General features: G+C 38.0%; 16 protein-coding genes and 1 other RNA gene. 15 read left to right on the forward strand and 2 right to left on the reverse strand.

The window, feature by feature from the left end; all coding sequences use genetic code 11:
• The first annotated feature begins 2 nt into the window (after positions 1-2).
• From LLS04_RS06390 to alr, 5 genes are read left to right on the forward strand one after another with little or no spacing between them, the layout of a single operon-like run.
• Positions 3-509 carry a DnaD domain-containing protein gene (locus LLS04_RS06390; protein WP_323610882.1) on the forward strand — a complete coding sequence of 169 codons (507 nt, stop codon included), beginning with the start codon at positions 3-5 and terminating at the stop codon, positions 507-509.
• Positions 506-1,126, forward strand: a complete 621-nt coding sequence (nth, locus tag LLS04_RS06395; protein WP_323610883.1) for an endonuclease III — start codon at positions 506-508, stop codon at positions 1,124-1,126. The genes LLS04_RS06390 and nth overlap by 4 nt, the downstream gene beginning before the upstream one ends.
• Positions 1,123-2,445, forward strand: a complete 1,323-nt coding sequence (locus tag LLS04_RS06400) for a UDP-N-acetylmuramoyl-tripeptide--D-alanyl-D-alanine ligase (RefSeq protein ID WP_323610884.1) — start codon at positions 1,123-1,125, stop codon at positions 2,443-2,445. The genes nth and LLS04_RS06400 overlap by 4 nt, the downstream gene beginning before the upstream one ends.
• Complete coding sequence (locus LLS04_RS06405; protein WP_323610885.1) at positions 2,446-3,462, forward strand: D-alanine--D-alanine ligase family protein; 1,017 nt, start codon at positions 2,446-2,448, stop codon at positions 3,460-3,462.
• Entirely contained in the window at positions 3,459-4,586 is a 1,128-nt protein-coding gene (alr, locus tag LLS04_RS06410) for an alanine racemase (RefSeq protein ID WP_323610886.1), read from the forward strand. Before LLS04_RS06405 ends, alr begins: the two co-directional genes overlap by 4 nt.
• A gap of 64 nt (positions 4,587-4,650) precedes the next feature.
• On the opposite strand, the gene LLS04_RS06415 is transcribed toward alr, so the two are convergent.
• Together LLS04_RS06415 and recU are read right to left on the reverse strand one after the other, a co-directional pair.
• A complete protein-coding gene (locus tag LLS04_RS06415; RefSeq protein ID WP_323610887.1) occupies positions 4,651-7,707 on the reverse strand; it encodes a transglycosylase domain-containing protein in 3,057 nt (1,018 codons plus the stop codon).
• Positions 7,704-8,285, reverse strand: coding sequence for a Holliday junction resolvase RecU (gene recU / locus LLS04_RS06420; RefSeq protein ID WP_323610889.1), 582 nt, complete (start codon positions 8,283-8,285; stop codon positions 7,704-7,706). The genes LLS04_RS06415 and recU overlap by 4 nt, the downstream gene beginning before the upstream one ends.
• A 126-nt stretch (positions 8,286-8,411) precedes the next feature.
• Here recU and LLS04_RS06425 point away from each other — a divergent pair, with 126 nt between their 5' ends.
• From LLS04_RS06425 to rspA, 10 genes are all read left to right on the forward strand, one after another.
• Positions 8,412-8,726, forward strand: coding sequence for a DivIVA domain-containing protein (locus tag LLS04_RS06425; protein ID WP_013852834.1), 315 nt, complete (start codon positions 8,412-8,414; stop codon positions 8,724-8,726).
• 15 nt (positions 8,727-8,741) lie between these two features.
• Positions 8,742-9,064: RNase P RNA component class B (rnpB, locus tag LLS04_RS06430), an RNA gene on the forward strand.
• A 128-nt stretch (positions 9,065-9,192) separates the two neighbouring features.
• The gene (locus LLS04_RS06435; RefSeq protein ID WP_323610890.1) at positions 9,193-10,122 is read left to right on the forward strand and encodes a helix-turn-helix domain-containing protein; all 930 of its coding nucleotides are present in this window, start codon (positions 9,193-9,195) and stop codon (positions 10,120-10,122) included.
• Entirely contained in the window at positions 10,122-10,715 is a 594-nt protein-coding gene (gene pgsA / locus LLS04_RS06440) for a CDP-diacylglycerol--glycerol-3-phosphate 3-phosphatidyltransferase (protein ID WP_323610891.1), read from the forward strand. The genes LLS04_RS06435 and pgsA overlap by 1 nt, the downstream gene beginning before the upstream one ends.
• 31 nt (positions 10,716-10,746) lie before the next feature.
• Positions 10,747-11,772: a recombinase RecA gene (gene recA, locus LLS04_RS06445; RefSeq protein ID WP_013852836.1), complete on the forward strand. Its 1,026-nt coding sequence runs from the start codon at positions 10,747-10,749 to the stop codon at positions 11,770-11,772.
• Positions 11,773-11,883: 111 nt separating this feature from the next.
• Positions 11,884-13,440 (forward strand): ribonuclease Y, encoded by a 1,557-nt coding sequence (rny, locus tag LLS04_RS06450; RefSeq protein WP_323610892.1) that lies wholly within the window; start codon positions 11,884-11,886, stop codon positions 13,438-13,440.
• The gene (locus LLS04_RS06455) at positions 13,440-14,204 is read left to right on the forward strand and encodes a TIGR00282 family metallophosphoesterase (protein ID WP_323610893.1); all 765 of its coding nucleotides are present in this window, start codon (positions 13,440-13,442) and stop codon (positions 14,202-14,204) included. Before rny ends, LLS04_RS06455 begins: the two co-directional genes overlap by 1 nt.
• 143 nt (positions 14,205-14,347) lie before the next feature.
• Complete coding sequence (locus LLS04_RS06460; RefSeq protein WP_003773289.1) at positions 14,348-16,006, forward strand: ribonuclease J; 1,659 nt, start codon at positions 14,348-14,350, stop codon at positions 16,004-16,006.
• A 13-nt stretch (positions 16,007-16,019) separates the two neighbouring features.
• Positions 16,020-18,368: a DNA translocase FtsK gene (locus LLS04_RS06465; protein ID WP_323610896.1), complete on the forward strand. Its 2,349-nt coding sequence runs from the start codon at positions 16,020-16,022 to the stop codon at positions 18,366-18,368.
• Positions 18,369-18,550: 182 nt separating this feature from the next.
• The gene (gene rspA / locus LLS04_RS06470) at positions 18,551-24,529 is read left to right on the forward strand and encodes a sortase-dependent adhesin RspA (RefSeq protein ID WP_323610897.1); all 5,979 of its coding nucleotides are present in this window, start codon (positions 18,551-18,553) and stop codon (positions 24,527-24,529) included.
• Positions 24,530-24,744: the final 215 nt, after the last annotated feature.

Below are 24,744 nucleotides of genomic sequence, written 5' to 3' on the forward strand. Positions count from 1 at the left end.
TTATGTGGTGGAATAAAGCTTACATTAATCGTAGGGACTGGATTTTAGAAAATTTGGGATCGATGAAATTGAGTCCAACACAAACATTAGTGTTGATGATGATTGATTTCTTGAATCAACAAGGCGTTCCCATTACCTTAGAATTGTTGGCAGAACGTACGGTTGTAGAAAGTCATGTAGTTGATGAAACGATTCATGATTTGGTACGTCAAAACATCCTCGCAATTAAGGTATCGAAAGATGCACTTGAATTTAATCTCGATGGATTATTTCAAGATGGTGTACGTTATGAATATGTTAATGAACGGATTTTTGAAGTGTTCGAATCGGAGTTTGGTCGACTTTTATCTCAAAATGAATTGATGACGTTGAATACGTGGTTGTCAAAATATTCGGAAGCGGATATTTTGGATGGTCTTCGTAATGCGGTCATTTATAAAAAAGTATCGATGCAATATATCAATGCGATTCTTGCGAATAAACAAAAAGAACGTTTGGGTTCACAATGACAGTAGCAGAAATTATTGAAATTTTAGATGCTGAGTTCCCAAATGCGAAAAGTGATTTAAATTATCGCAATCCCTTTGAATTGTTGATTGCTGTTACTTTATCGGCACAGACAACAGATGTTGCCGTCAACAAAGTTACACCTGCTCTTTTTGAAAGATATCCGACACCGTATAGTCTTTCGCAAGCAGATGTAAAAGATGTGGAATCATATTTAAAAACGATTGGATTGTATCGCAATAAGGCAAAATATATCGTGGCATGTGCGGCAATGCTTGTTGATGATTTTGAAGGTGAAGTTCCGAGAACACGTACTCAACTGATGAAATTGCCAGGGGTTGGTCGTAAAACAGCGAATGTTGTATTAGCGGAAGGTTTCAAACTGCCAGCGATTGCTGTAGATACACATGTTGAGCGTGTCGCAAAGCGATTAAAACTCGCGAAACCAAATGATACAGTTGAGGATGTTGAACGTAAGTTAAAGCGTAAAATACCACGTGAAGACTGGGCAAGGGCCCATCATCTACTCTTACTATTTGGTCGTTATCACAGTACAGCACGTAATGAGCGTGATGCATTTGAATTATTAGAAGAATTAAAGGAGAAACATCAACGATGAAAGATTTAAAAACAGATATCATAGCAAATTGGGTAAAAGGTTCTGTATTGGGTTCTACACAAGTTCAAGGTGTAAAGGTTGATTCACGAGCTGTTGAAACCGGTGATTTATTTGTGTGTCTTAAAGGGGCGCGTGTGGATGGTCATGATTATATCGAAGATGTGGTTGGTAAAGGTGCAGTCGCAGTTCTAGTTGATCACAAAATTGATAATCTTGATGTATGTCAAATAATCGTTGACGATACCATGGTAGCATTACAAATGTTTGCTAAAGCATACCGTGACATACTAAATGCTACATTTATAGGAATTACAGGGAGTAATGGAAAAACGTCAACCAAAGATATACTCTTTAGTATTCTAAGTAGAGTTGGGAATTCTATTGCGACTTACAAAAATCAAAATACAGAAATTGGAACGTATCTTAACCTCTTTCGTATGAATGACGATACAGAGTTTGGTATTTTTGAAATGGGTCTTGATTATGTGGGAGATGTTGCGGTAATGGCGGAGTGTATTCACCCGGATGCAGGCCTAGTGATGAGTTTGGCACCCGCACATATGATGAATTTTGATAGTATCGAACATATTGCTTCAGAAAAAATGAGAATTTTTGATTTTGTAACACACAAAGATTTATCCTTTTATCAGGGTGACTTTGAACAATACCGTAGTATTAGTCATGGTGAGCATACTTTTGGTTTTAATGCGGATAATGAATGGGTTGTATCGGATGTTTCTTCAAATAATCACGGAATTTCATTCAAGCTTGATGGTGTTGCGTATTCAAGCAATCTTTTAGGAAATCATCAAGCAAGTAATTGTGCCGGTGTGATTGCCTTATTGAGTAAGCTTGGTATTGATGATGCGGTGATTCGTGAGGGTTTAAATCATGTAGCATTAACGTCTCTACGAACAGAACTTGTTGAAAAGGGAAATGCTTTGGTGTTACTGGATGCCTATAAGTCTAATCCAATTAGTGCAAAGTATGCGCTCGATTTACTGGCTCATTATGAATATGATGGCGACCGTGTAGCGATTTTAAGTGACATGGTAGAGTTAGGTCCTGAGAGTCATAAGGCACATCTTGAGGTTTTAGATTGCATTCAAGATTTAAATATCAAAATGGTTCATACATTAGGGCCGGAGTTTAAGAAAGCACTATCCGATAGTAAATTGGATGTGTCACGTTTTACGAATGATGACACATTTGAGGCATTTGTAGAGCGTGTTACACCATGTTTTGATGAACATGCGATGATATTAATTAAAGGATCACGTTCGTATCAACTCGAACGATTAATGGAAGAGGTAAAGTAGATGAATAAGTTACAAGTGGCATTAGTTTTTGGCTCGATTAATAGCGAACATGATATTTCTGTTGCAAGTGCAGCCTCCGTTTTAGAACATTTTCCAAAGGAAAAATTTGAATGTGTACCCTTATACATCGGTAAAGATGGAAAATGGTATACTGGAAATTATACTTTAGATATGATGCAATCCAATAAACTGGAAGGACATCGAGAACTCTATTTACAATTCAATTATGATCGTCCGGGATTTATTTATGCAGATGATCAAAGTTTACTGCCTGTGGACGTCGCATTTTTGATGTTACATGGACGTATGGGAGAAGGTGGACAAGTCCAAGGGCTTCTTAAATGTGCAAATATCCCATTTACTGGATGTGATGTTCTATCTTCAGCATTATGTATGGATAAAGGGTTTACGCATATTATCTGTGAAGCGGCAGGAATCGATATGGCAGCTTACCAACTCATTACTCATATTAATGATATTGATTTTGAAAAAGTTGAATATCCTTGTATTGTGAAACCAAGTCGAGAGGGATCTTCATTTGGTGTGAGTTATGTACGTAATTATGATGAACTCTTAAATGCATGTTTGTTTGCTTTTGAGTTTGATTCAAGGGTTTTAATTGAAGCATACATCAAAGGAACGGAAGTCGGTCTAGGCATTCTTAAAACCGATCAAGAGCTTATTGTAAGTGAAGTGGATCAAGTGAATGTTTCTGGAGAAGTGTTTGATTTCCAAGAGAAATACCATCCACACGCTACCGAGACATTGCCTGTTTCCACATTCCCAGAATCTGTACGCAAAGAAGTTCAACGACTGGGTGAACTTGCATTTAATGTTCTTGATTGTGCGCAGTTTTCACGTCTTGATTTCTTTGTGACTGAAGATCATCGTATCTTCTTAAACGAAGTCAATACAATTCCAGGGTTTACAAGTTCATCACGTTACCCAGGTATGTTGGATCGTGCGGGTGTAAGTTACCCTGAATTGATTACAAAAATGATTGAGGATTTACTATGATTAATAACTGTACTGTATTTGTAGATGAACAAAGAATTTTAAATAACACTTTAAAATTACGTGAGATTATCAAACCTGAGACGAAGATCATTGCGGTAATTAAAGCGAATGGATATGGTTGTGGTCTTGTAGAGGTTGCACATACCTGTGAAAAAATGAAGATTGATGTCCTTGCGGTACTTAATATCGAACAAGCACGTGATTTAAGAAAGCACGGTATCACAACACCAATATTACTTTTGGGTGCCACTTTAGAATCAAACTTTAAATATTTAATCGAATATGATTTAATGCAAGTTATCATTAATCACGATTATGCTTTAAAATTAAACCAATTCGGACTTGATCACGGTGTTAAGGTTAAGACGCACGTGAAGGTTGATACAGGTCTTCATCGTTTAGGTATGGAAGATTACGATGAAATTAAATCTTGCTATGCACTTGAAGGTCTTGAAGTTTGTGGTATTTACAGTCATTTTGTGGAAGCACAATCATATGAAGGCGATGCGGTTGCATTTTCAATGTTACAACTTGAGCGTTATAAAGACGTCATCGATAAACTTCGTCAAGATGGTATTGATCCGAAAATGACCCATATTCAAAACAGTCCTTCCGTTCTTAATTTTGGAGATTTAGGTTTTGATGCAGTGCGTTGTGGTATGATTATGTTTGGCCTTTATCATCCATCGCAACTAGAGATGTCTTTAAATGATGGATATGAGCCAGTCCTATCCTTTGAATCACGCGTTTGTATGGTGCGTGAGCTTAAAAAAGGGGAGTTTGTAGGTTATGGTCGTACATTCCAAGCAGAGCATGACATGATGCTTGCAACGGTCTCTGCAGGCTATTGTGATGGTGTGATGAAGTCGTTGTCACTTAATGGTGGTCATGTTGTCATTAATGATACGCTATGTCCTATTGTCGGAGATATTGCGATGTCCCAATTTATGGTTGATGTGACGGGGGTTCCGTGCAACCTTGAAGATCGTGTTATTCTCTTTGGTCATGAAAAACAAACTATTTATGATTACATTGGGATCACAGGTCAATCCATCAATGAGTTGATCAGTCATATTCTTTATGACATTCCTCGCATTTACATTCATCAAATCGAATCGAAATAAAAAATGCACCTCAATATTTGGGGTGCATTTTTTTTGTGCGCACAAAAAAGAAGGCCGAAGCCTTCTATTTAAAGTTTACAACTACTTCAGAACCTTCATAATCACTTAATCTAAAGGAACTCATGGCTACGCCATCTACAGTAAAGGAATCGATAACACCCGATGCCTTGCCTTGTGTGTCGACGGTCAGATAACCTGCATCGGCAGCCAGTTTTAGATTTGAACGGAGATAGTCACCAGAAGCGGTAATTTCTAAGTCTGTGACATTAACGCGAATGGTTGTACCAGAGTAATCTCCAGGTTTTACGCTTTTTCCAAGAATGTTTGGATCTGCGGAGACAACGGATTTATACTTGTTGCCTTCAAGAACATAGTTTCCTTGGATAAGATCACGACTAAATCCTGCCGCAACCATCTGTTCTACAAAGTCATTAAACGTGGTACCAGCTGATGGTACAGAAACACTGATTTCTTTCGCATCAACTGATGTACAGACAACATTACTCTTCTTGCCGGTACTCTTATCAAAGGTATAGTATGAACATGCTTCAATCTTTCCTTTTAAGTTCTCGATTGTTACTGAGATTTCTTGGTTTGGACCTTCGGTCATGGATTCCGCAATCGGTTTTCCATCAACACGAATTTCAGATTTATAGCGCACCGCTCCAAAGAGCCATGATGGATCATACAATCGTTTTCCATCCACTGTACCACCGCTAGGGTAGTTCATGGTTATGGTTGAAGGTGCAACGGTTAATTGCGAGGCATCCGGGTAGGTTGCCATCTTAATATCGAAATTAAATTTATTGCCTTTTTGGTTCATCATAACTTTATGATCGCTGAGTGCAGATAAGTCTTTTGGACTCGCTTCCGCAAGTTTGAGGAAGTCACGTTTAATGTAACCTGTAGCAAGTAAACTTTGATCCATGCCCTCTACAGGCGCTTGATACGGGAAGGTACCCAAGATATGTTGGATATCTGCTACGGAACCCGGACGGGCAACATCATCACCAGCCCCGAAGGATTCTTCAATAAGATCGAGTAAATAACTGTTTAGTTTACCTGTAAGGTTTTGTGATGCTTCATCAACACCATACTCATCAATAAAGTAAGGGTTCTTTTTATCTTTTGAATCAAAACCGGTCCATGTCGCAATACTGTATTCTGATGTTGCGGTAATCATGAGACGGTCTTTAATTGCATTACGTGGAACACCAGTGGCATCAGCCGTTTCATTATCGTATTTATTTGTACCGGTTTTACCAAATACAGGATAGTTACGACGAACTGGTGAAATAACTGGGTTATAAGGACTATCTACAGCATACTTCATGATTCGAGTTGTGAGCCATGCTGATGCGTCAGAGATAACAGGTGTTGCAGTGTGTGACGGAACATAAGGTTCGCGATCACTATCTAAAAATTCAATGCGTGTAATCGTATGAGGTTTAATATAATTACCATCATTAAACATAACAGCATTAGCACCGGCTAATTCAACGGGACTAACTGTAAATGTTCCATCACCAATGGCGAATCCAGGTCGGAAATTATCTTCAGATACGGAACTGAATCCGAGTTTATTGAGATATTCGACCATTTTTTCATTTCCAATGGTATCAATTGTTCCTTGTGTTGCTTCTAAAGCAGGAATATTTCGTGAATCGGCAACAGCCATCATTAAGGGAACTTGTCCTAAATAACGACCATCATAGTTACCAATTAAAATATCTGTACCACGATAATTCATTGGAGCATCCAAGAATACATGTGAGGTAGCAAGACCTTGATATTCAAATGCAGGTGCATAAGCAATATGTGGTTTCATAACCGAGGCTGGTGAAGAGTTTTTCGCGATGGCACGGTTATGAAGGAATGCTCCATTATAATCGAAACCACCCACAATTCCTGCAATCTCACCAGTACGGTTATTTAAGATAACCGAACCTACTTGAATTGGACGATATTCATTCTTCTCTTCATCGATAAGTGAAGGGTTTAAGTATGCGATCTTACGGTTTTGGAAATCATCGATTCCTTTTTGAACCGTAGGGTCCATACTTGTGTAGATATTCATCGAAACTTTTCCTGGATCAAGTCCAGTGAGTTCTTGCGCTTCTTGATACGCAACGTCAATAAATGCTTGATATTCAAACATTTCACCTTCTGAAGCCGAGGACTCAACCAGCAAGTCCTCAACCCGTACAGCTTTGGCAAGTTGATACTCTTCATCGGTTATATATCCGTGATAATTCATTAAGTAGAGTACTTCTTTAGTCCGTTCATCGGCTGCTTCAATACTGTAGTAAGGGTTATTGACACTTGGTGCATTAATAACACCTGCAAGGAATGCTGCTTCTGTAAGGTTAATTTCAGATAGACGCTTGCCGAAGTATGCTTGAGCCGATGCATCTGCTCCCATTGTGCGCGGAACACCATAGTTAATCATATTAATATAGAGTTCGAAAATCATTTTCTTACTGAGGACTTGTTCACGCTCTAATTTAGTAGAAAGATAAATTTCTTGCAGTTTTCGGTTTACACCTGTTGCTGCATCCTCATTCTCCATAAAATACTGGTTTTTGATCAGTTGCATCGTTAGCGTTGATCCACCTTGACCAAAACTAATCGATCCATGTCTTAATGAATCAAGAAGATTTGAAAGTGCTGCTTTGGTAAAGCGGGGAACATCCCAACCACCATGGACAAAGAATCGAGAGTCTTCAACAGCTACAAATGCATCAATTAATGATTGAGGCACTTGATCAAATGTTGTAGGATCCGATTTTTTTGCCGCAGTATTATAAATGGGTTCACCATTCTTATCAAAGATGGTTGAGGCTGATTGTGTTAAAAAATCATCCTTTTTCAGTGCTGGAGCATTCTTCATGTTTTTAACGGTGAGTGCTCCTACGCCCGTAACGCCAAGAATTCCAATTGATACACAGACAATTAAGACCCATGCGACGATACGTTGTCGTTTAAGTTTCTTTTGTTCGGGTGTTAAGGGTTTTTTATCTTTTTTTGGTTTTACTTTTTTTTGAGAACCATTTGTATTATTTGAAGATCCACTTTTCATATGTGGAATCTCAGGTTCGTTTTTACTTTTTCTATTTGTCATAGACACTCCTTTATATAGACTCTATTAATAATGTCAAGATAATGACAAGGTATTTGATATGTACTCTCTAGCTGAAAACCGACGGTTCGAATCCACGAAAGGGGTAATGAACGGACGCTTTTTTCGCTAATATAAGGTACAAAGTCTTTTGCAAAGATCAAATACGTCTCATCAATCGTCCAAAAACGAATGATAAGAAATGCTATGGCACCATGCCGTGAAACAGCAGCAAGATGATCGAGCTGATGTTTATGAAGCGCAGCAAGTGGGAACAACGTTTTGTTCTTTGTTTCCTTTGCTTCAAAATCAAGGGCGTATCCCTTATATACACCTTGATAATCCGTTGTGGATGCCTGTCTAAAATAAGCTTCAGTGATTTTTGCTTTGTTACGTGAAGGGTAGTCAACATTGACAATCTGAATAGGGGTAGGTTTTTTATGAACTACCGCCATGTCCTTCATAAGATAGTGGTCATTGGTTTTGTTGATATCTTCTTCAAGACTCATCCCACGTCTACTTGTAACGCCAGTACCACTGGGTTCGTTGTAAGTTTTTTTTCCAGTTGGATATTGAATCATCTAATCACCAACATTATTATACTATAATTCACATCAAATATCATATACTAAAAATCTTCGGGGAAAGCGGAGGTTTCCTATTGAACTTCAAACGGTAATTTGTAATAATAGATGAGAGGTGAATTTATGGCACAAAAATTAACGACGCAAGCAATCCTGGATAAAGAGTTCCATGTGGACTTTAAGGGATATAATGCAGTTGAGGTTGATCAATTCCTTGATCAAGTAATGCACGACTATGAATTCTTTGAAGGCATTATCAAAGAACAAAAAGAGTTGTTAGATCGATATGAAACCACATTAGGTCAACAAAAACGCATGCTTTTAGAATATGAAGGAAGAGATCGTGTGTCTAAGGATATGCCGACTCAATTCAGTCATGTAGACATTCTAAAACGTGTTTCGCGACTTGAGGAAGCGGTCTTTAATAATAAAAAATAAATCTTACTAACACGAAAGATAATCGCTGCAGTAAAATGTAGAGGAAAGTCCATGCTCGCACCACCTGAGATGGTGGTAGTGTTTGTGCTCAGTGAATCAATAAGCTGAGGTATAGAGGCATCTATAACGGCAGACCAAAATCCTAAGGGAAACTATGGATGGAGGCTATAAAAGTGCCACAGTGACGAAGTTTCTAGGGAAACCTAGGAAGTGGAACGAGGTAAACCCCATAAGCGAGAAACCCAAAATTGGTAGGGGAACTCACACTACTGAAATGAAGGTAACGTGAGACGTTTTTAAAACGTAGATAAATGATTATCGCAACAGAACATGGCTTAATGAGTGTTAATGCATTTAGGAGTAGAAATACTCCTTTTTTAATTTGATAAATGCACACGTATTACATTGTAATAAAGTGTAATGATTGTTATAATTATTTTATATGTGTAAGGAAGGTGAGCATAACTTGGAAAAAATTGGCTTAATACTACAAGAACGCCGTAAAGAACAAGGTTACTCATTAGAAGAAATGAGTGTTAAAACGAAATTATCAACCGTACAGTTGAGTGCTATTGAAGAAGGAAATATTCAATTTTTTAAAGATGATTTATCGTATCTGAGCTACTTTGTACGATATTATGCAAATGCTTTAGATATTGATTATAATGAATTGCGAAATGAGTTGGATGATACGATTAATGCGTATACGGATTCCATCACCGTTTCTCAGATCAAAAAGCAAGATGAAATTACAAGTAATGTCCAAAAAAAATCAAAGACAACAAAAGTTAAAAGTAAACCTGCCTCGAAAGGGCGTAAAAAAATGGATTTACAAACAATTGCGATGCTTCTTTTTGCGATTGCAATTCTTGCGCTTTTATTCTTTGGTGGCTATAAACTATTGAGTGGAAGTCTTAATGTAAAGGACCCAATTGAAGACCCAGGAAGTACGATTGTCGTTCCAAAAGAAGATCCGAAAGAGGAATCTAAAGAAGACGAGAAAAAACCTGAAACAGAAAAACCAAAAGAACCGGAAAAAGCGAAACTTGAAGTAAGTCAAAAATCTATCGAAGGTTCAAGTGTTGTTTATGAAGTTAAAAACTGGGTTAAAGATGAGAAAGCAACGTTTGAATTTGAGTTCCACAATGCTTCTTGGACATCCTTTACTGAAGATGGTCAACAACTTGCAAACCCTGCAGCTAAGATCTTTAATGCGGGAGAGAAAGCGAGTGTCATCTTTAATGTTGTTGAAGGGAAGTCTCTGGAAGCAACGTTTGGCTATATGAATGGTAATGAAATTAAGTTGAATGGTGAAAAAGTCGAATTGGATGCATCGATTGCAACCTTGCCAGACTATGCAACAATTACCTTCAAGTTTATTGGAGGAGCTAACTAATGAATATTGCAAACAAATTAACCGTATTTCGAATTATTTTAATACCAATTATCGTATTGGTTGAATTATTTCCTTACAGTCACTTTGGGATTACTGTTCCCTATATTAATATTGAAACGGTAATGTTATCGTATAAAAACATTGCAGTGCTTGCACTCTTCGCAGTTGCATCATTTACGGATTTCCTCGATGGTTATCTTGCACGCAGTCGCAATATGATTACCGTATTTGGTAAGTTCTTAGACCCCATTGCGGATAAACTTTTAGTGAATACATTATTTATAATTTTCGCTTATCAAGGGATTGTTCCTGTGGTGGCGGTATTGATAATGATTTGGCGCGATACCATTGTGGATGCAGTAAGAATGTTGCTTGCGCAAAAAGGAATGGTTATGGCTGCAGGGTATTTAGGTAAGGTAAAGACTGTAGCGCAAATGATTGCAATTATTTTAGTCTTGCTCAATAACCTGCCATTTGAGTTGTATCATATTCCAGTTTCATCCATTGCAGTATGGTTTGCAACGTTAATGTCAGTCTTAAGTGGGGCTTCGTATGTAATTCAAAGCCGTTCATTCTTTACAGAAAGTATGTAGTCTTTGTTTAGTTTCATATATGGAGGATCGTATGGATAACGCAAAAAAAGATAAAGTTCTTGATGATGCAATAAAACAAATCGAAAAACAATTTGGTAAGGGTTCAATTATGCGCTTGGGAGATCGAGCAGCGGTTGATATTGATGCTATTAGTTCAGGATCACTAAGTTTAGATGCTGCACTTGGAATTGGCGGATACCCAAAAGGTCGTATTATTGAAATTTATGGCCCTGAATCAAGCGGTAAAACAACGCTCGCTTTGCATGCGATAGCAGAAGTGCAAAAAGCGGGTGGTAAAGCTGCATTTATCGATGCTGAAAATGCGATTGATCCTATCTATGCTCAAAACTTAGGCGTTAACATTGATGATTTAATTCTTTCACAACCCGATAGCGGTGAACAAGGATTGGAAATTGTGGATGTTTTGGTACGAAGTGGTGCGGTTGACTTAATAGTGGTTGACAGTGTTGCTGCACTTGTTCCACAAGCGGAACTTGATGGGGAAATGGGCGATGCTCAAGTTGGTTTGCAAGCCCGGATGATGTCGAAAGCAATGCGTAAATTATCCGGAGGTATGAACCGAGGCGAGTGTACAGCAATTTTTATTAATCAACTTCGAGAAAAAGTAGGAATTATGTTTGGTAATCCTGAAACAACACCGGGAGGTCGTGCTTTAAAATTCTATTCTTCGGTTCGACTTGATATTCGTCGTAGTGAACAGATTAAACAAGGTACGGATATTGTCGGTAATAAGGCTAATATTAAAGTAGTGAAAAACAAAGTGGCTCCGCCTTTTAGAGCTACACAAGTTGAAATTATTTACGGTAAAGGTATTAGTTATATTGGTGAAGTGATTGATTTAGGTGTTCAATATGACTTTATCAATAAAAGTGGATCATGGTATTCCTATAAAGATGAGAAAATTGGACAAGGTCGTGAAGCAGTTCGAAGTTTTCTAGAAGATAATCCGAAGATTACAGAAGAGATTGCTGCACAAATTCGCGAGATTATTTTACCGAAACGTGAAGTTTTAGAGAAAAAAGAGGAGAAAGAATGATATTATATATCATTCTTTTTTTTGTCCTTGTGGAATTCACATTAATAAAGTATTATATATATATTAGGAAACTAATTTTTAAATATTTTTTAATAAAGAAAGAGGAATAGAATGGACAATCAACTATTATATTCCGTCTTAACTGGTATTATTGTTTTTATTTTGACAATTTTTGCGATGATTGTCGTTAATAAATTAGGTTTAAACCGTTCAAAGGAACGTGCAAATTCATTAATTAAAGATGCTGAAGATAAAGCAGAATCAATAAAAAGAGAAGCACATTTAGAAGCGAAAACTCATGCTTATGAGATCAAACTAAATGCTGAAAAGGAACTTAAGGGGCAGCGTAAGGAACTCCAAGAATATGAAAATAAATTGGATCGCCGTGAAGAAAATCTAAATTTTCGCGATGCAAACTTAGTTACTAAAGATAAAGAAATGTTGAATAAGCAACGTGACTTAGAGGCTAGAACTGCCAAACTAGATAAGATGGAGCAGGAGTTAATCGAGCGCACAGAAGTTCAATTAAGAGAATTAGAACGTGTTGCCCATATGCCTGCATCAGAAGCAAAATCTGAGCTTTTCGAAGTAGTCGAGAAGCAAATGGAACAAGAAGTGCTTACATACATACGTGAACAAGAAGAAATGGCTCATCAACGGGCTGAAGACATCGCAAGAAACATAATTTCTCTTGCTATTTCGCGATATGCACAAGAAGAAACTTCACAACGTACTTCATCGGTAATTACCTTACCAAGTGAGGAAATGAAGGGCCGTATTATTGGTCGTGAAGGACGTAATATCCGAGCATTTGAAAATGCTACGGGCGTTGATCTTTTAATCGACGACACACCTGAAATTATTACATTATCCTGTTTCGATCCAATTCGTCGTGAAGTTGCACGAATGGCATTGGATACTCTTATGACTGATGGTCGAATTCAACCGGGTCGTATTGAGGAAGTTGTTGATAAAGCTCGTCAAGAACTCTATCAAGTTATTAATAAAACAGGTCAAGATACCTTGTTTGATTTAGGTATCAGTAAGATGGATAAAGAAATTGTTACCATCCTTGGACGCCTTAAATATCGTTACAGCTATGGTCAAAATGCATTAGCTCATAGTATTGAAGTAGCGAATTTAGCGGGTATGATGGCAGCAGAACTTGGATTAAATCAAAAACTTGCGAAACGTGCAGGTCTCCTTCATGATATTGGTAAAGGTCTTGATTTTGAAATCGAGGGTAGCCATGTTGATTTAGGGGTACGTTTAGCGAAGAAACATAATGAACATCCAATTGTGATTAATGCGATAGCATCACATCACGGTGATACTGAAGCAACCAGTGCGATAGCCGTACTTGTCGCAGCAGCGGATACATTAAGTGCAGCAAGACCGGGCGCACGCTTTGAGTCGTTTGAAAACTATATTCAACGTCTTGAAGAACTTGAAGCCATTGCATCGACACGAGAAGGTGTCCAACGTGCATTCGCAATTCAAGCAGGTCGTGAATTACGCGTTATGGTTGTGCCCGATGAGATTGATGATCTTCAAACGGTAAAACTGGCACGTGATATTCGTCAACAAATAGAAGAAGAACTCACATATCCTGGTCAAATTAAAGTGACCGTGATTCGTGAATTACGCGCAATGGAGTTAGCTAAGTAATGAAGATATTATTTATAGGTGATATCGTAGGAGCAAGTGGTCGACAAATTGTTGTTGACCACTTACCTATGTTAAAAGAGAAATATGAAATAGACTTTACGATTGCAAATGGTGAAAACAGTGCACATGGTAAAGGTATTACAAAGAAAATATACAATCAATTAACGGAAGCAGGCGTGGAGTGTATTACGATGGGAAACCATACATTCGCAAAACGTGAAATCATCGATGATTATGACGAATGTCCTAATCTTTTGATTCCTGCAAATATTGAACCCATTGATTTTGGAAACTACTACAAAGTTTTTGTTGTTAAGGGAAAACAAATATGTGTAGTTAACCTTTATGGTGAAGCATTTATGAATCGCGTCGGTGATCGTCCTTATCCTTACATGGATTGGCTATTGGAAAATACAGAGTATGATTATTACTTTGTGGATTTCCATGGGGAGTCGACGAGTGAAAAGATGTTATTTGCTCATATTTATTCAGAAGAAATTGATGCAATGGTTGGAACCCATACACATGTTCAAACTGCAGATGAACGTATTATTGGTCAAGTAGCTTATATTACGGATGTGGGAATGTGTGGCGCTTGTGATAGTGTTATTGGACGTGACATTGATGAGTTGTATGATCGCGTAATTTTAAATGAAAATACACACTTCAAAGTGGCTAAAGGTGATGCATTCTTAAATGCTGTAGTGATTGATGTTGATGATAAGACAATGAAGTCGAAATCAATTCAAAGAATTGCAATTTAAAGTAAGTAAAACCAAGCCTTGCTTGGTTTTTTTATTGAAGTTTCTGTGCAAACATTAGTGCTTCGTTTTTAAGTGAAGGAAATCTAGTGTATAATATAGGAAATGGTTTACATCATAATAGAAATTAATTAAAAGGAGATTTTATGGATAAAATTCGTTTTCTCGCATTAGGAGGTCTTGATGAAGATGGCAAGAATATGTCAGTCATCGAGATTAATGACGAGATTTATGTCGTGGATGCAGGTTTAAAATATCCACAAACCGATCAATTGGGTGTCGAAATTGTAATTCCCGATTTATCATATTTAAAGAAAAATAAAAAACGTGTTAAAGCTATCTTTATCACACACGGTCATGATGACGTAATGGGTGCACTCCCTTATCTTGTTAAGGAAGTAAACGCTCCGGTGTATGCAACACCACTTATTGCGCTTATGATTGAAGATTTATTTAAAGAAAATAAAGTTAAGAATGCGCACATTCACAAGATTAAACGCAACAGTCGTTTTAAAATTGGTGAGCGTCGTTTTGTAGCCTTTGGTTTGACACATTCAATTCCTGATACTTTTGGGATTGCGATTGATACGGATCAGGGTTATGTTGTTCATTCAAGTGAGTTTATTATTGATTTTGATGTGCGTAATCAAGGGTTTATGTGTGATGTCGCAAACATCTCCGAACTTGGAAAAAAAGGTGTATTCTTACTAACAGCGGAGTCTGTTGCTTCGAAGCGCCAAGGATTTACTTCTCCGAATCATCGGATTACTAAACGGATTGAACGTGTGTTTGAAGAGACCAACGAACGAATTCTTGTAACTTTGTATGAACAAAATATTTACCGTCTTATTGAAGTCATTGAAACGGCACAAAAATTCAAACGTAAAGTATTCTTCTATGGTGAAAAGCAACGCCGTTTGATGAAGCATCTTGAACGTCTTAACTACTATCACATGCCTAAAGGTTTAGAAATTAAGCCAGAGCAGTTTAATAATGATATTAAAGATGTTGTCGTGATTGTATCCGATATTGGTCCAAGTGTTTTCAATAAAATGGGACGCATTGCGATGGGGGAAGATCAACTTGTTGAAGTGAATGAAAACGATCATGTGATTGTAGCGTCTCCAGTTGTTCCTGGTACTGAAGCGGTCGCAGGTGCAATGATTAACGAATTGTATAAAGATGGCGTTAAAGTTATGTCACTCAACTATAAAGATGTTATGCCAATGCATGCATCGGTAGAAGATTTAAAAATGATGATTGCACTTCTTAAACCGAAGTATTATGTTCCGGTTAAGGGTGAATATCAAAATCTTGTAGCGAATGCAAGTGTTGCGGTAGATATGGGTATCAGTGCTGGTAATATCGTGATTTTAGACAACGGTCAAGTTGCAGAGTTTGATGAAGGACGTTTAAAAGCTACTTCAGAAATTCTGAAATTAGAAGATATGTTGATTGATGGTAAAGATCATTTAGATACATCAGGATTGGTGCTTCGAGATCGTCAAACACTCGCAACAGATGGATCAATTATCGTAGGTATGGTCATTAATAATAAAACTAAAGAAATTTTGGGCGGACCCGATGTGCAATCACGCGGTGTTATCTACCTTAAAGATGCCGATAATATTATGAAAGAAGTCGGTGTTATTCTTGAACAAACTATCTTGAAACTTGTTGAGAAGCATAAATATGATAATGTTACGGCACGTAATGAGGCACGTGATGTTATAGCGAAATACATTTACAAACAAACAGGAAAACGTCCGATGATTTTACCTGTTATTATCGAAATTCATATCTGATAGGGGTGATTGAGTGAGTTCTAAGGGAAAGAAAACTAAAAAAGAACAGCTTAAACAACAAGAGCTTATTAAATTTGTTGTTGAACTCTCTTTGATTGCACTTGCAATTATTGCGATGTTTGAACTGGGTGTTATTGGTCGTTTTTTAAATCAATGCATGCGTGTTTTGGTGGGTCAATATCCAATGCCTTACCATATCTTAATCATCGGTATTACATTTTATAAAATGATTGATACAGATCATAAACATAAAACATGGCGTTTTTGGACCGCAGTCGGTCTTCTATTTACCGCAATGATTCTCGCTGTTAATTTCTTTCTACAACCTCAAGCATCCGGTTTATCGGTGATTTCTGAATATTTCAATCGAATTCCTAAGATTTTTATGAATTCAAATGAAAATGCTTATGGTGGTGTTGTAGGTGCCGTGTTATTTGGATTGTTGTCATATCTTGTAGATCGGGCGGGTGTGTTACTTTTTGTAATCGTCTTAATTCTAAGTGGTCTTGCGCTCTTATTTACACCAAGAGAAATGTTGCGTAGTGCTCAAAAGAGTACGGATGCAACTAAGTCTGTATTTGAAAAACGTCGCGAACAAAAAGAAGCGAAACGACGCGAGAAGGCAGTTCATGAGAAACAAATTGAACTCGATGAAAAATTGAAAGATTATGCCTCTGAAACAGAACCAACAAAAGCTGGATTCATTTCATTTGACCCACCAATAAGTTCTTCGGAACCAAGCTCAAAAACACCATTTATGACGATGGATGAATCCATCGATACGGTAACAGTGGATCCAGTTGATGAAGTTGAGAATCCATTTGGCCTTGAAAATGCAGGTTTGGATCCGGTTTCGTTATCGGATAAGACAAGTACACAAGAGGCACTTGAAAAGGGTGAGGACTTTAGAACCAGTTCATTTGATCATTACAAGGTTCCTTCCATTAACTTATTAGAGGCGGGACGTGGTTCGAATACCTCAAAAGCAAATGTTAGCAGTGCTAAAGATAAAGGTGACCGTTTAATTGCAGTTTTAAAACAGTTTGGTATTGATGCTGCTCTTATGGATATACATATTGGACCAGCAGTTACCAAGTTCGAATTAAAACCGGATAGTAATGTGAAAATCAGTCGCATTGCCTCAATTCAAGATAACTTAATGATGGAATTGGCAGTAAAAACATTACGTATTGAAGCACCAATTCCAGGTAAGAGTGCAGTGGGGATTGAAATTCCCAATGTGGAAATGGTTCCAGTTAAGATGAAAGATGTTGTGATGGGTTCGTCACAATTTATGGCTGAAGATAACATTAATGTTGCTTTGGGTAAAGATCTAACTGGAAAACCGATTACAGTTGCTTTAAATAAAATGCCTCATTTACTTGTGGCGGGGGCAACTGGAAGTGGTAAGTCGGTATGTATGAATACAATTATTACATCCATACTTCTTACGAAGTCACCTGAAGATTTGAAACTTCTCTTGATCGATCCCAAAAAAGTAGAATTTACACCGTATACTGAAATACCACATTTAATTGGTCCTGTTATTGATGATCCCCATAAAGCTTCAGCGGCTTTAAAGGTGGTTGTTGAGGAAATGGAACAACGTTATGATTTATTTTCAAAAGCAGGTGTACGAAATATTGGATCTTACAATGAAAAAGTTAAGGCGTTCCCATCGGAAAGCCTTTCCAAATTACCATGCATCGTTGTTATTATTGATGAGTTAGCAGATCTTATGTCTGTTGCCGGTAAAGAAGTTGAAACAAGTATTCAACGAATTACACAACTTGCACGTGCTGCAGGGATTCATCTTATTGTCGCAACACAAAGACCTTCTGTTGATGTTGTGACGGGTATTATCAAAGCAAACATTCCATCACGTATCGCTTTTGCTGTTTCAAGTGCTATTGATTCTCGAACAATTCTTGATGAAACGGGTGCTGAGAAACTGCTCGGATATGGCGATATGCTTTATGTGCCCATGGGCGAACCGCATGCGATTCGCGTTCAGGGCTGTTATGTCAGCGATGATGAAGTTAAAAAAATTGCTGACAAAGCAAGTTTGCAAGCAAAACCACGATTTGATGATTCTTTCATTAAACTTGATGGTGTTGATGGGAATCAAGGTGTCTTGGGTGTGGAAGATGATCCACTCTATCAAGAAGCCTTGGAATATGTTGTGCGTCAAAAGAAAGCGTCAACCTCTTTATTACAGCGACGGTTTAGAATTGGATATAATCGTGCCGCCAACATCGTTGATTCATTAGAACAAAAAGGTGTTATTGGACCTGCTCAGGGCAGTAAACCCCGTGATGTTTATATAAAATTAGATGATATTGAACAAGAAAGCGCTCTATAGCGCTTTTTTATTTGTGTGATTATTACCCATTATTTGTCATTTGCCGTTAAATTCATGGAGGTATTGTTAAGATTATGTATATTAAGAGAACAAATTGTGCGAATGTAGTGAAATTGTCTTAAAAATAGTGTATATTTATACCGTTAGTCTAAATTTTTATATTTGGATTCATGGGAGGGTATATGAAAAGAAAGCTATTTGCACTATTGATGGCTGTGGTCATGTTTGTATCGACTGGTATTCAGTTGGATGCAGATACAGCACGTGTCGCAAATCAAAACAGTCTCATAACTGATTTTAATTTCTCAAATACTAATTTAAACCATGGGTATGAATCCAGCGTTACAGTTCAGTTTGCGGAATCTGGAAATCGCAAATTGAATTCTGGTGATGTAATGGAACTCCGATTACCAATGGAGCAGAAAGTAGATTCAAACGGATCTCCTTATTCCGTGGGGCTCAAAGGAATCCCACAAACGATTAAACTTACAATGCCTGGTGTGGAAAACCCACTCGGACATGTTTATGTTACTGAAGGCAATGTTCATGTTGTATTTACGGATGAAGTAAATCAACTCAATAATATTGCGGGATCGTTTACGTTTAGAGTAGAAGGATACAACAATAATACTCAAAATATTAAAGAGACAATTTATACTAATTTGGGTACGAATTTGTCTCAAAAATCGGTCCAAATTGAAGGTGAATTTCAGGGAAGTGGTTCTTATGAAATGTTCACAAAATTGGGTGGTATGTCACGTGATGAAGAAGAAGTCGTGCGATGGGTTCTTCTTTTAAACGGTGAACGGGAGTCATCCATGTCAGAAATGACGGTGCGTGATACGATTGGTGTCGGTCATGAGTACATTCCAGGTTCTTTAGTTTTTATGGTTACCGATCATACTGGAAATCGTTTTGAAGTGAGTGAACAAGCATTCCGAAATCAATATGGTGGAGTCTGGGTTAATGGGCAATCGCTTATTGTATCTACACATCCTGGTAAATTGCACTATACCTCAATTGAGGTTATGTATAACACAAAGATAACGGATTTGAAGCAAGCCCAATTGGAAAACAAGGCGGTTGCTAGTTTTTATGATAACGAAGGCTATCCACAGACAATCGAAAAGGAAGTTTCAGTAGAAAATCATTATGCATCCGGATCAATCGTTGGGAATAAGCCAAAACCTGGTATCTTAAGGATTGTGAAAGTCGTTGATGGAACTGAAACACCTGTAGCTGGTGTTACTTTTACTGTGAAAAATGATCGTGGTGTTCTCATTGAACGTGTCACTATAGATGAATCTGGCGTGATTAATCTTTCGCTTAAAGATGGTCGTTACACCATTGAAGAAGTTGAAGCACCTTCTTGGCTTGTGGTTGATTCAAAACCAATCACGGTAGATGTGGATCAAAATGCGGAAGTTGGTACTTTAGCGGTATTTAAAAATGAAATTAAGAAAACAAATGTTAAAGTATCCAAAAAATGGGTTGGTGGTCCTTCGCCACATCCTGTAGTTGCATTTAACTTAATGCAAACAGTTGATGGCGTCACAACCGAATCAGGTCGTATTTTGACGCTTGAAGGCGGAAAATCATCTGTTGTTTTTGAAGACCTTCCTCAAGCAACTGCTACGGGTCAAACGATTACCTATTCTGTAGAAGAAGCAGGTTTCGCAACGGATGAGTATCAGGTTGACATCACACCAATTAATGAAAACAATGAGATTTTTGTTACGAATACCTTTATTAAAGATACCGAGTTGACGGATTTTAAAGTCTTTAAAACATGGAAGGGTGGACCTTCTGCGAAACCATCTGTTTCTGTTCAACTTTATGCAAATGGTGAACTTGTTGAAGGAAGCATCCTTGAAATTCCATCCGGTCAAAGTTCTGTAACGTTTAAAGATTTACCGGCTTATAAGGGTGGCGTTGCAATTGATTATAGTATTCGTGAGGTCGACGTACCTGAAAATTATAAAGAAAACATTATAAAACCGAATCATATTGAAAATGAATACTTATTAAAAGACGTAACAATGACTAAGAAATGGGTCGGAGGGAATCCTGTTCGTCCGAATACTGAGTATGTTTTAGTTGCGGATGGCGTGGATACACAAAACACTGTTACCCTCTCGCAACAAACCAGTCATACATTCAAAGATATGCCTAAGTATAATGAACAAGGCAAAGAAATTGTTTACAGCGTACGTGAAGTTGTCATTCCAGAAGGATATGATGCATCGTATAGCGACGATGGTTTAACGGTCACTAATACATTCCGTATGGAGTATGTCGATGTGACTGCAAATAAAGTTTGGGTGGATTCCTTGAACCAAGGCAATCATCCTACAGTAAGATTTCAATTATTCCAAAGTATTGATGGCGTTTCTTCTGCGGTAAATGGTGTTTATCAAGATCTCAGTGAAGGCTCTGTCACATTCAAGAACCTTCCTAAAACAACTCAAGACGGAAAATCAATCCGTTATTTTGTACGCGAAGCGAATATTCCTAAACACTATGAAGTTCACTATAGTGCCGATGGTTTAACCGTTACCAATACTTTCAAACCGGATATGATCTCTGTAAATGTAGAGAAAATATGGAATCATGGTCCGGAAGTACGTCCTGAAATTGAGATTCAACTCTACGCAAATGGAGTTCCGGTTTCAAACGGAAAACGAACTTTAAGAAATGGTCAAACGAACCTAGTTTATCGAAATCTACCAAAACAAGATCATGATGGAGATATTGTATATTCTGTTAAGGAATTAACGCAATTGGATCATTATGTAACTCGATATGAAGGATCTGGTACAGATTTGAAGATTATTAATGATTACCAAATACCGACCAAAGCCATTATTGCGCGTAAAGTATGGGAAGGCGGACCGAGTCCTAGACCTACCATCTCACTTGTGCTGTCAAAACGGATTGAAGGCTCCAATGAAATTCTACCGGTTCCACTTGCACCAATCGAACTTAAAGATGGTGAAACTGAGGCTCATTTTGGTGAGCTTCCAATTAGAACCTTGGATGGGAAAACGATTACCTATTTCGCCAATGAAGTCGAAGTGCCGCAAGGTTATTTAGGTTTGAATTCATTTTCAGATCCATTAACGGTCATTAATCGTTTTGACGTTAAAACAGGACCAATTTATGGTAAAAAAATATGGCGTGGTGGACCGGAGCTTAAACCGGAAATTGAGATTAAGCTACAAGAACGTTATGAAGGGGAAACGGATTATCGTGATAGTGGCGTTGCGTCAAAAATCTTAACAAGTGGTAGTGATACCGTACGTTTCGATTCTATGCCAACCTTTGCACTTGATGGACGTCGTATTGAATACAAACTTAAAGAAGTAAACGTACCAAATGGTTATACCCAAATTGAAAGTTCTAATGATCTTGAATTAATCAACGCTTATGATCAAGGGAATACTTCAGTTACGGCTCGTAAGATATGGATCGGTGGACACAAGGAAACAGTTACACTACGTCTCTATCAAGCAGTTGATGGCGTTGAGACCCCAGTACCAAATGGGGAACGTGTTTTAAAAGAATCAGAAGAACAGGTTGTAACCTTTACAGATTTACCAGAACGTACACTTGATGGTAAAGACATTACGTATTTTGTGCGTGAAGCTGGAGTACCTGAAAATTATTCCGTTTCATACAGTACAGATCGCCTAACGGTTACCAATACCTTCCAAGAAGGGGTAACGCACTTAAATGTGAAAAAGATATGGCAAGGGGGTCCTGGACCTTCAGTGCCATTAGAACTTGAACTTCTTCGCAACGGTGAGTCAACGGGCGTGATTCAAAAGATGATGCCAGGAGATCATGATATCGTCTTTGCGAACTTACCAAAATTCAATGAGGATAACGTTCCTTATCTTTACAATGTTCGCGAAGTTAATGAAATTGAAAATTATAGTCTTGAGAGTATTGCGCATGATGGTGATACCAGTGTTTCATTAACCAACGTTTATGATTACGGATTACAAAACATCACTGCGAAAAAAGTTTGGACGAATGGTGTAAGTCCCCGTCCTGATATTCAGTTTGAACTACGTCGTGCGACCTCTTCTACGGATAAAGTAGGTGAGTCTACGGGTATGATTCAAACCCTACATGATGGTGATACTACAACTGTTTTTGAGGATTTAGAGGTTCGTGATGATGACGGGAATACTTATATTTATTTTGTTAAGGAATTAACGTCTGTTCCGAACACAGTGACGCAATACAGTCCCGATGGCTTAACAGTTTATAATCACTACGTATCACCTACGACATCCATTCGTATTCTAAAAACATGGGTAGATGGACCTGAAGTTCGTCCTGACACCACATTCCAATTAACGCGACGTTTAAAAGGGACACACGATGAATTTAAAGATGTATTAGGTATGCAAGAACAATTACTTTCGGGTCAATCCCATCTTGATTTTGTGGATGTTCCTCAAAATGATAATCAAGGTAGACCCTACGAATATGCTGTTCGCGAAGTATCGGTACCTGAGAACTATACGGTATCAGTAGCGCCAATAACGGATACGAATACGATAGAGGTTACAAATACATACCACTCACCTTTAAAAACAGTGAGCGCCTTTAAACTATGGTCTGGTGGTGAAAAAGCACGGGACAATGTTGTTTTTGAGTTGTATCGCCGTGTTGAAGATAAAGCCTTTGAAGCTGTACCGAATCAAAAGGAGACACTGACACCTTCGATGGCTTCGGTATCGTTTACAGATGTTCCTGAGTTTGATACGCAAGGACGACGTTTTGAGTATCGTGTAAAAGAAATACAAGGACCTGAGTTCTTTGATGCTTCTTACAGTGATGATGGCTTAACGGTAACCAATACTTACAATCCAGGTGTAACGGACGTTGCATTTAAAAAAGTATGGGTTGATGGTCCAGAAACACATCCTACAATTGTAGTTGATTTATATGCGAATAACGTTAAAACAGAACATGCACTAACGCTCCAACATGGAGAACATGAAGCATCATTTACAAACCTACCAAAACGTGATGAGGCAGGCCTTGATATTGTATATACAGTAAAAGAACGCGATGTTCCTGAAAATTACGATGTATCCTATCAAGGAACAACGATTACAAATACCTTTAATCAAGGCATGCGTGATGTAAGTGCGACAAAACGATGGAATGGTGGCCCAATGTCACGTCCAAATGTTACCTTTGAGCTTTACGCTGATCAAAAAGCTACAGGAATGACCCAAGTTCTTGCTTCTGGCGAGAAGACGGTTACCTTTGCGGATGTGCCTGTTTATACAGCACAAGGAACAAAAATTGTGTATCGTGTTGAAGAAGTGAATGTACCTGAACATTATGACGTAAGTTATAGTTCAGATGGACTTACCGTAACCAATACGTATAACCAAGGAATTCGTGATGTGATTGCAACGAAGAAATGGGTGGGTGGTGCATCAAGCAATCGTCCAACCGTGATTTTTGATTTGTATGCAGATGGCGTTAAGACGCATCAGACGGCAGCCTTGCATGACGGAACGACACAAGCACGTTTCACAAAACTGCCAGTTCGTAATCAAGATGGATCAATCATTCACTATACGGTTCAAGAACGTTCGAAACATGAAGCGTATGACGTAAGCTATAGTGCGGACGGATTAACCGTAACGAATACCTTCAATCCAGGTTCTCAAGCCATCACTGCCCATAAAGTATGGGTTGGTGGACCAGATGATAAACCCGATGTTGTCTTTGAACTTTATGCCAACAACAAACCCCTTGGTGTGAAAAAAATCTTAGGGTCGGGTGTTAAGTCAATCAGTTTTAGAAGACAACCAGTCTTTGATGATTTTGGAAAACGTATTAAATATCATATTGTGGAACATGATGTTCCAGGGTATAAAATTACATACAGTGCGGATGGCTTAACCGCAATCAACACTTATACAAAAATAGACAATGGGGTTGGCTCGCTCAACAATCGACCAACAAAACCATCGGTACCGCCACTCCACGGCATTAATGTATTAGGGATGAGCAAAGATCGATTAAGTGCTCTTCCTAATACAGGAGTTGGTGGACCACAGATGCAGTATACAGTTGCATTGGGTCTTATTGCGATGGGATTAATCCTAAGACGAAAAAAACGAAAATAGCCTAAAAACCTACATTCTTGTAGGTTTTTTTATTGTGCAAAAAGATGTGTGTTTTATTACATAAATAAGTGAACAAACCCTTAAGTTTGTTCATTGGATACATTTTGTAAGGAACCGTAAAAACTTTGTGATGAAAAGGTGCAAAAATGTGTTAGTTCTGTGACAAACCGCATATACTACATATACAAAGAGATTGTGAGCAGGTTATGAAAGTT

Origin of the sequence: Erysipelothrix enhydrae (assembly GCF_035066605.1) — a bacterium.
Taxonomy (GTDB): domain Bacteria; phylum Bacillota_I; class Bacilli_A; order Erysipelotrichales; family Erysipelotrichaceae; genus Erysipelothrix; species Erysipelothrix amsterdamensis.

Excerpts from the sequence above, each read along its gene's own strand:
- LLS04_RS06390 (WP_323610882.1), top strand. The coding sequence starts at position 3 with ATGTGGTGGAATAAAGCTTACATTAATCGTAGGGACTGGATTTTAGAA.
- nth (WP_323610883.1), top strand. The coding sequence starts at position 506 with ATGACAGTAGCAGAAATTATTGAAATTTTAGATGCTGAGTTCCCAAAT.
- LLS04_RS06400 (WP_323610884.1), top strand. The coding sequence starts at position 1,123 with ATGAAAGATTTAAAAACAGATATCATAGCAAATTGGGTAAAAGGTTCT.
- LLS04_RS06405 (WP_323610885.1), top strand. The coding sequence starts at position 2,446 with ATGAATAAGTTACAAGTGGCATTAGTTTTTGGCTCGATTAATAGCGAA.
- alr (WP_323610886.1), top strand. The coding sequence starts at position 3,459 with ATGATTAATAACTGTACTGTATTTGTAGATGAACAAAGAATTTTAAAT.
- LLS04_RS06415 (WP_323610887.1), bottom strand. The coding sequence starts at position 7,707 with ATGACAAATAGAAAAAGTAAAAACGAACCTGAGATTCCACATATGAAA.
- recU (WP_323610889.1), bottom strand. The coding sequence starts at position 8,285 with ATGATTCAATATCCAACTGGAAAAAAAACTTACAACGAACCCAGTGGT.
- LLS04_RS06425 (WP_013852834.1), top strand. The coding sequence starts at position 8,412 with ATGGCACAAAAATTAACGACGCAAGCAATCCTGGATAAAGAGTTCCAT.
- pgsA (WP_323610891.1), top strand. The coding sequence starts at position 10,122 with ATGAATATTGCAAACAAATTAACCGTATTTCGAATTATTTTAATACCA.
- recA (WP_013852836.1), top strand. The coding sequence starts at position 10,747 with ATGGATAACGCAAAAAAAGATAAAGTTCTTGATGATGCAATAAAACAA.
- rny (WP_323610892.1), top strand. The coding sequence starts at position 11,884 with ATGGACAATCAACTATTATATTCCGTCTTAACTGGTATTATTGTTTTT.
- LLS04_RS06455 (WP_323610893.1), top strand. The coding sequence starts at position 13,440 with ATGAAGATATTATTTATAGGTGATATCGTAGGAGCAAGTGGTCGACAA.
- LLS04_RS06460 (WP_003773289.1), top strand. The coding sequence starts at position 14,348 with ATGGATAAAATTCGTTTTCTCGCATTAGGAGGTCTTGATGAAGATGGC.
- rspA (WP_323610897.1), top strand. The coding sequence starts at position 18,551 with ATGAAAAGAAAGCTATTTGCACTATTGATGGCTGTGGTCATGTTTGTA.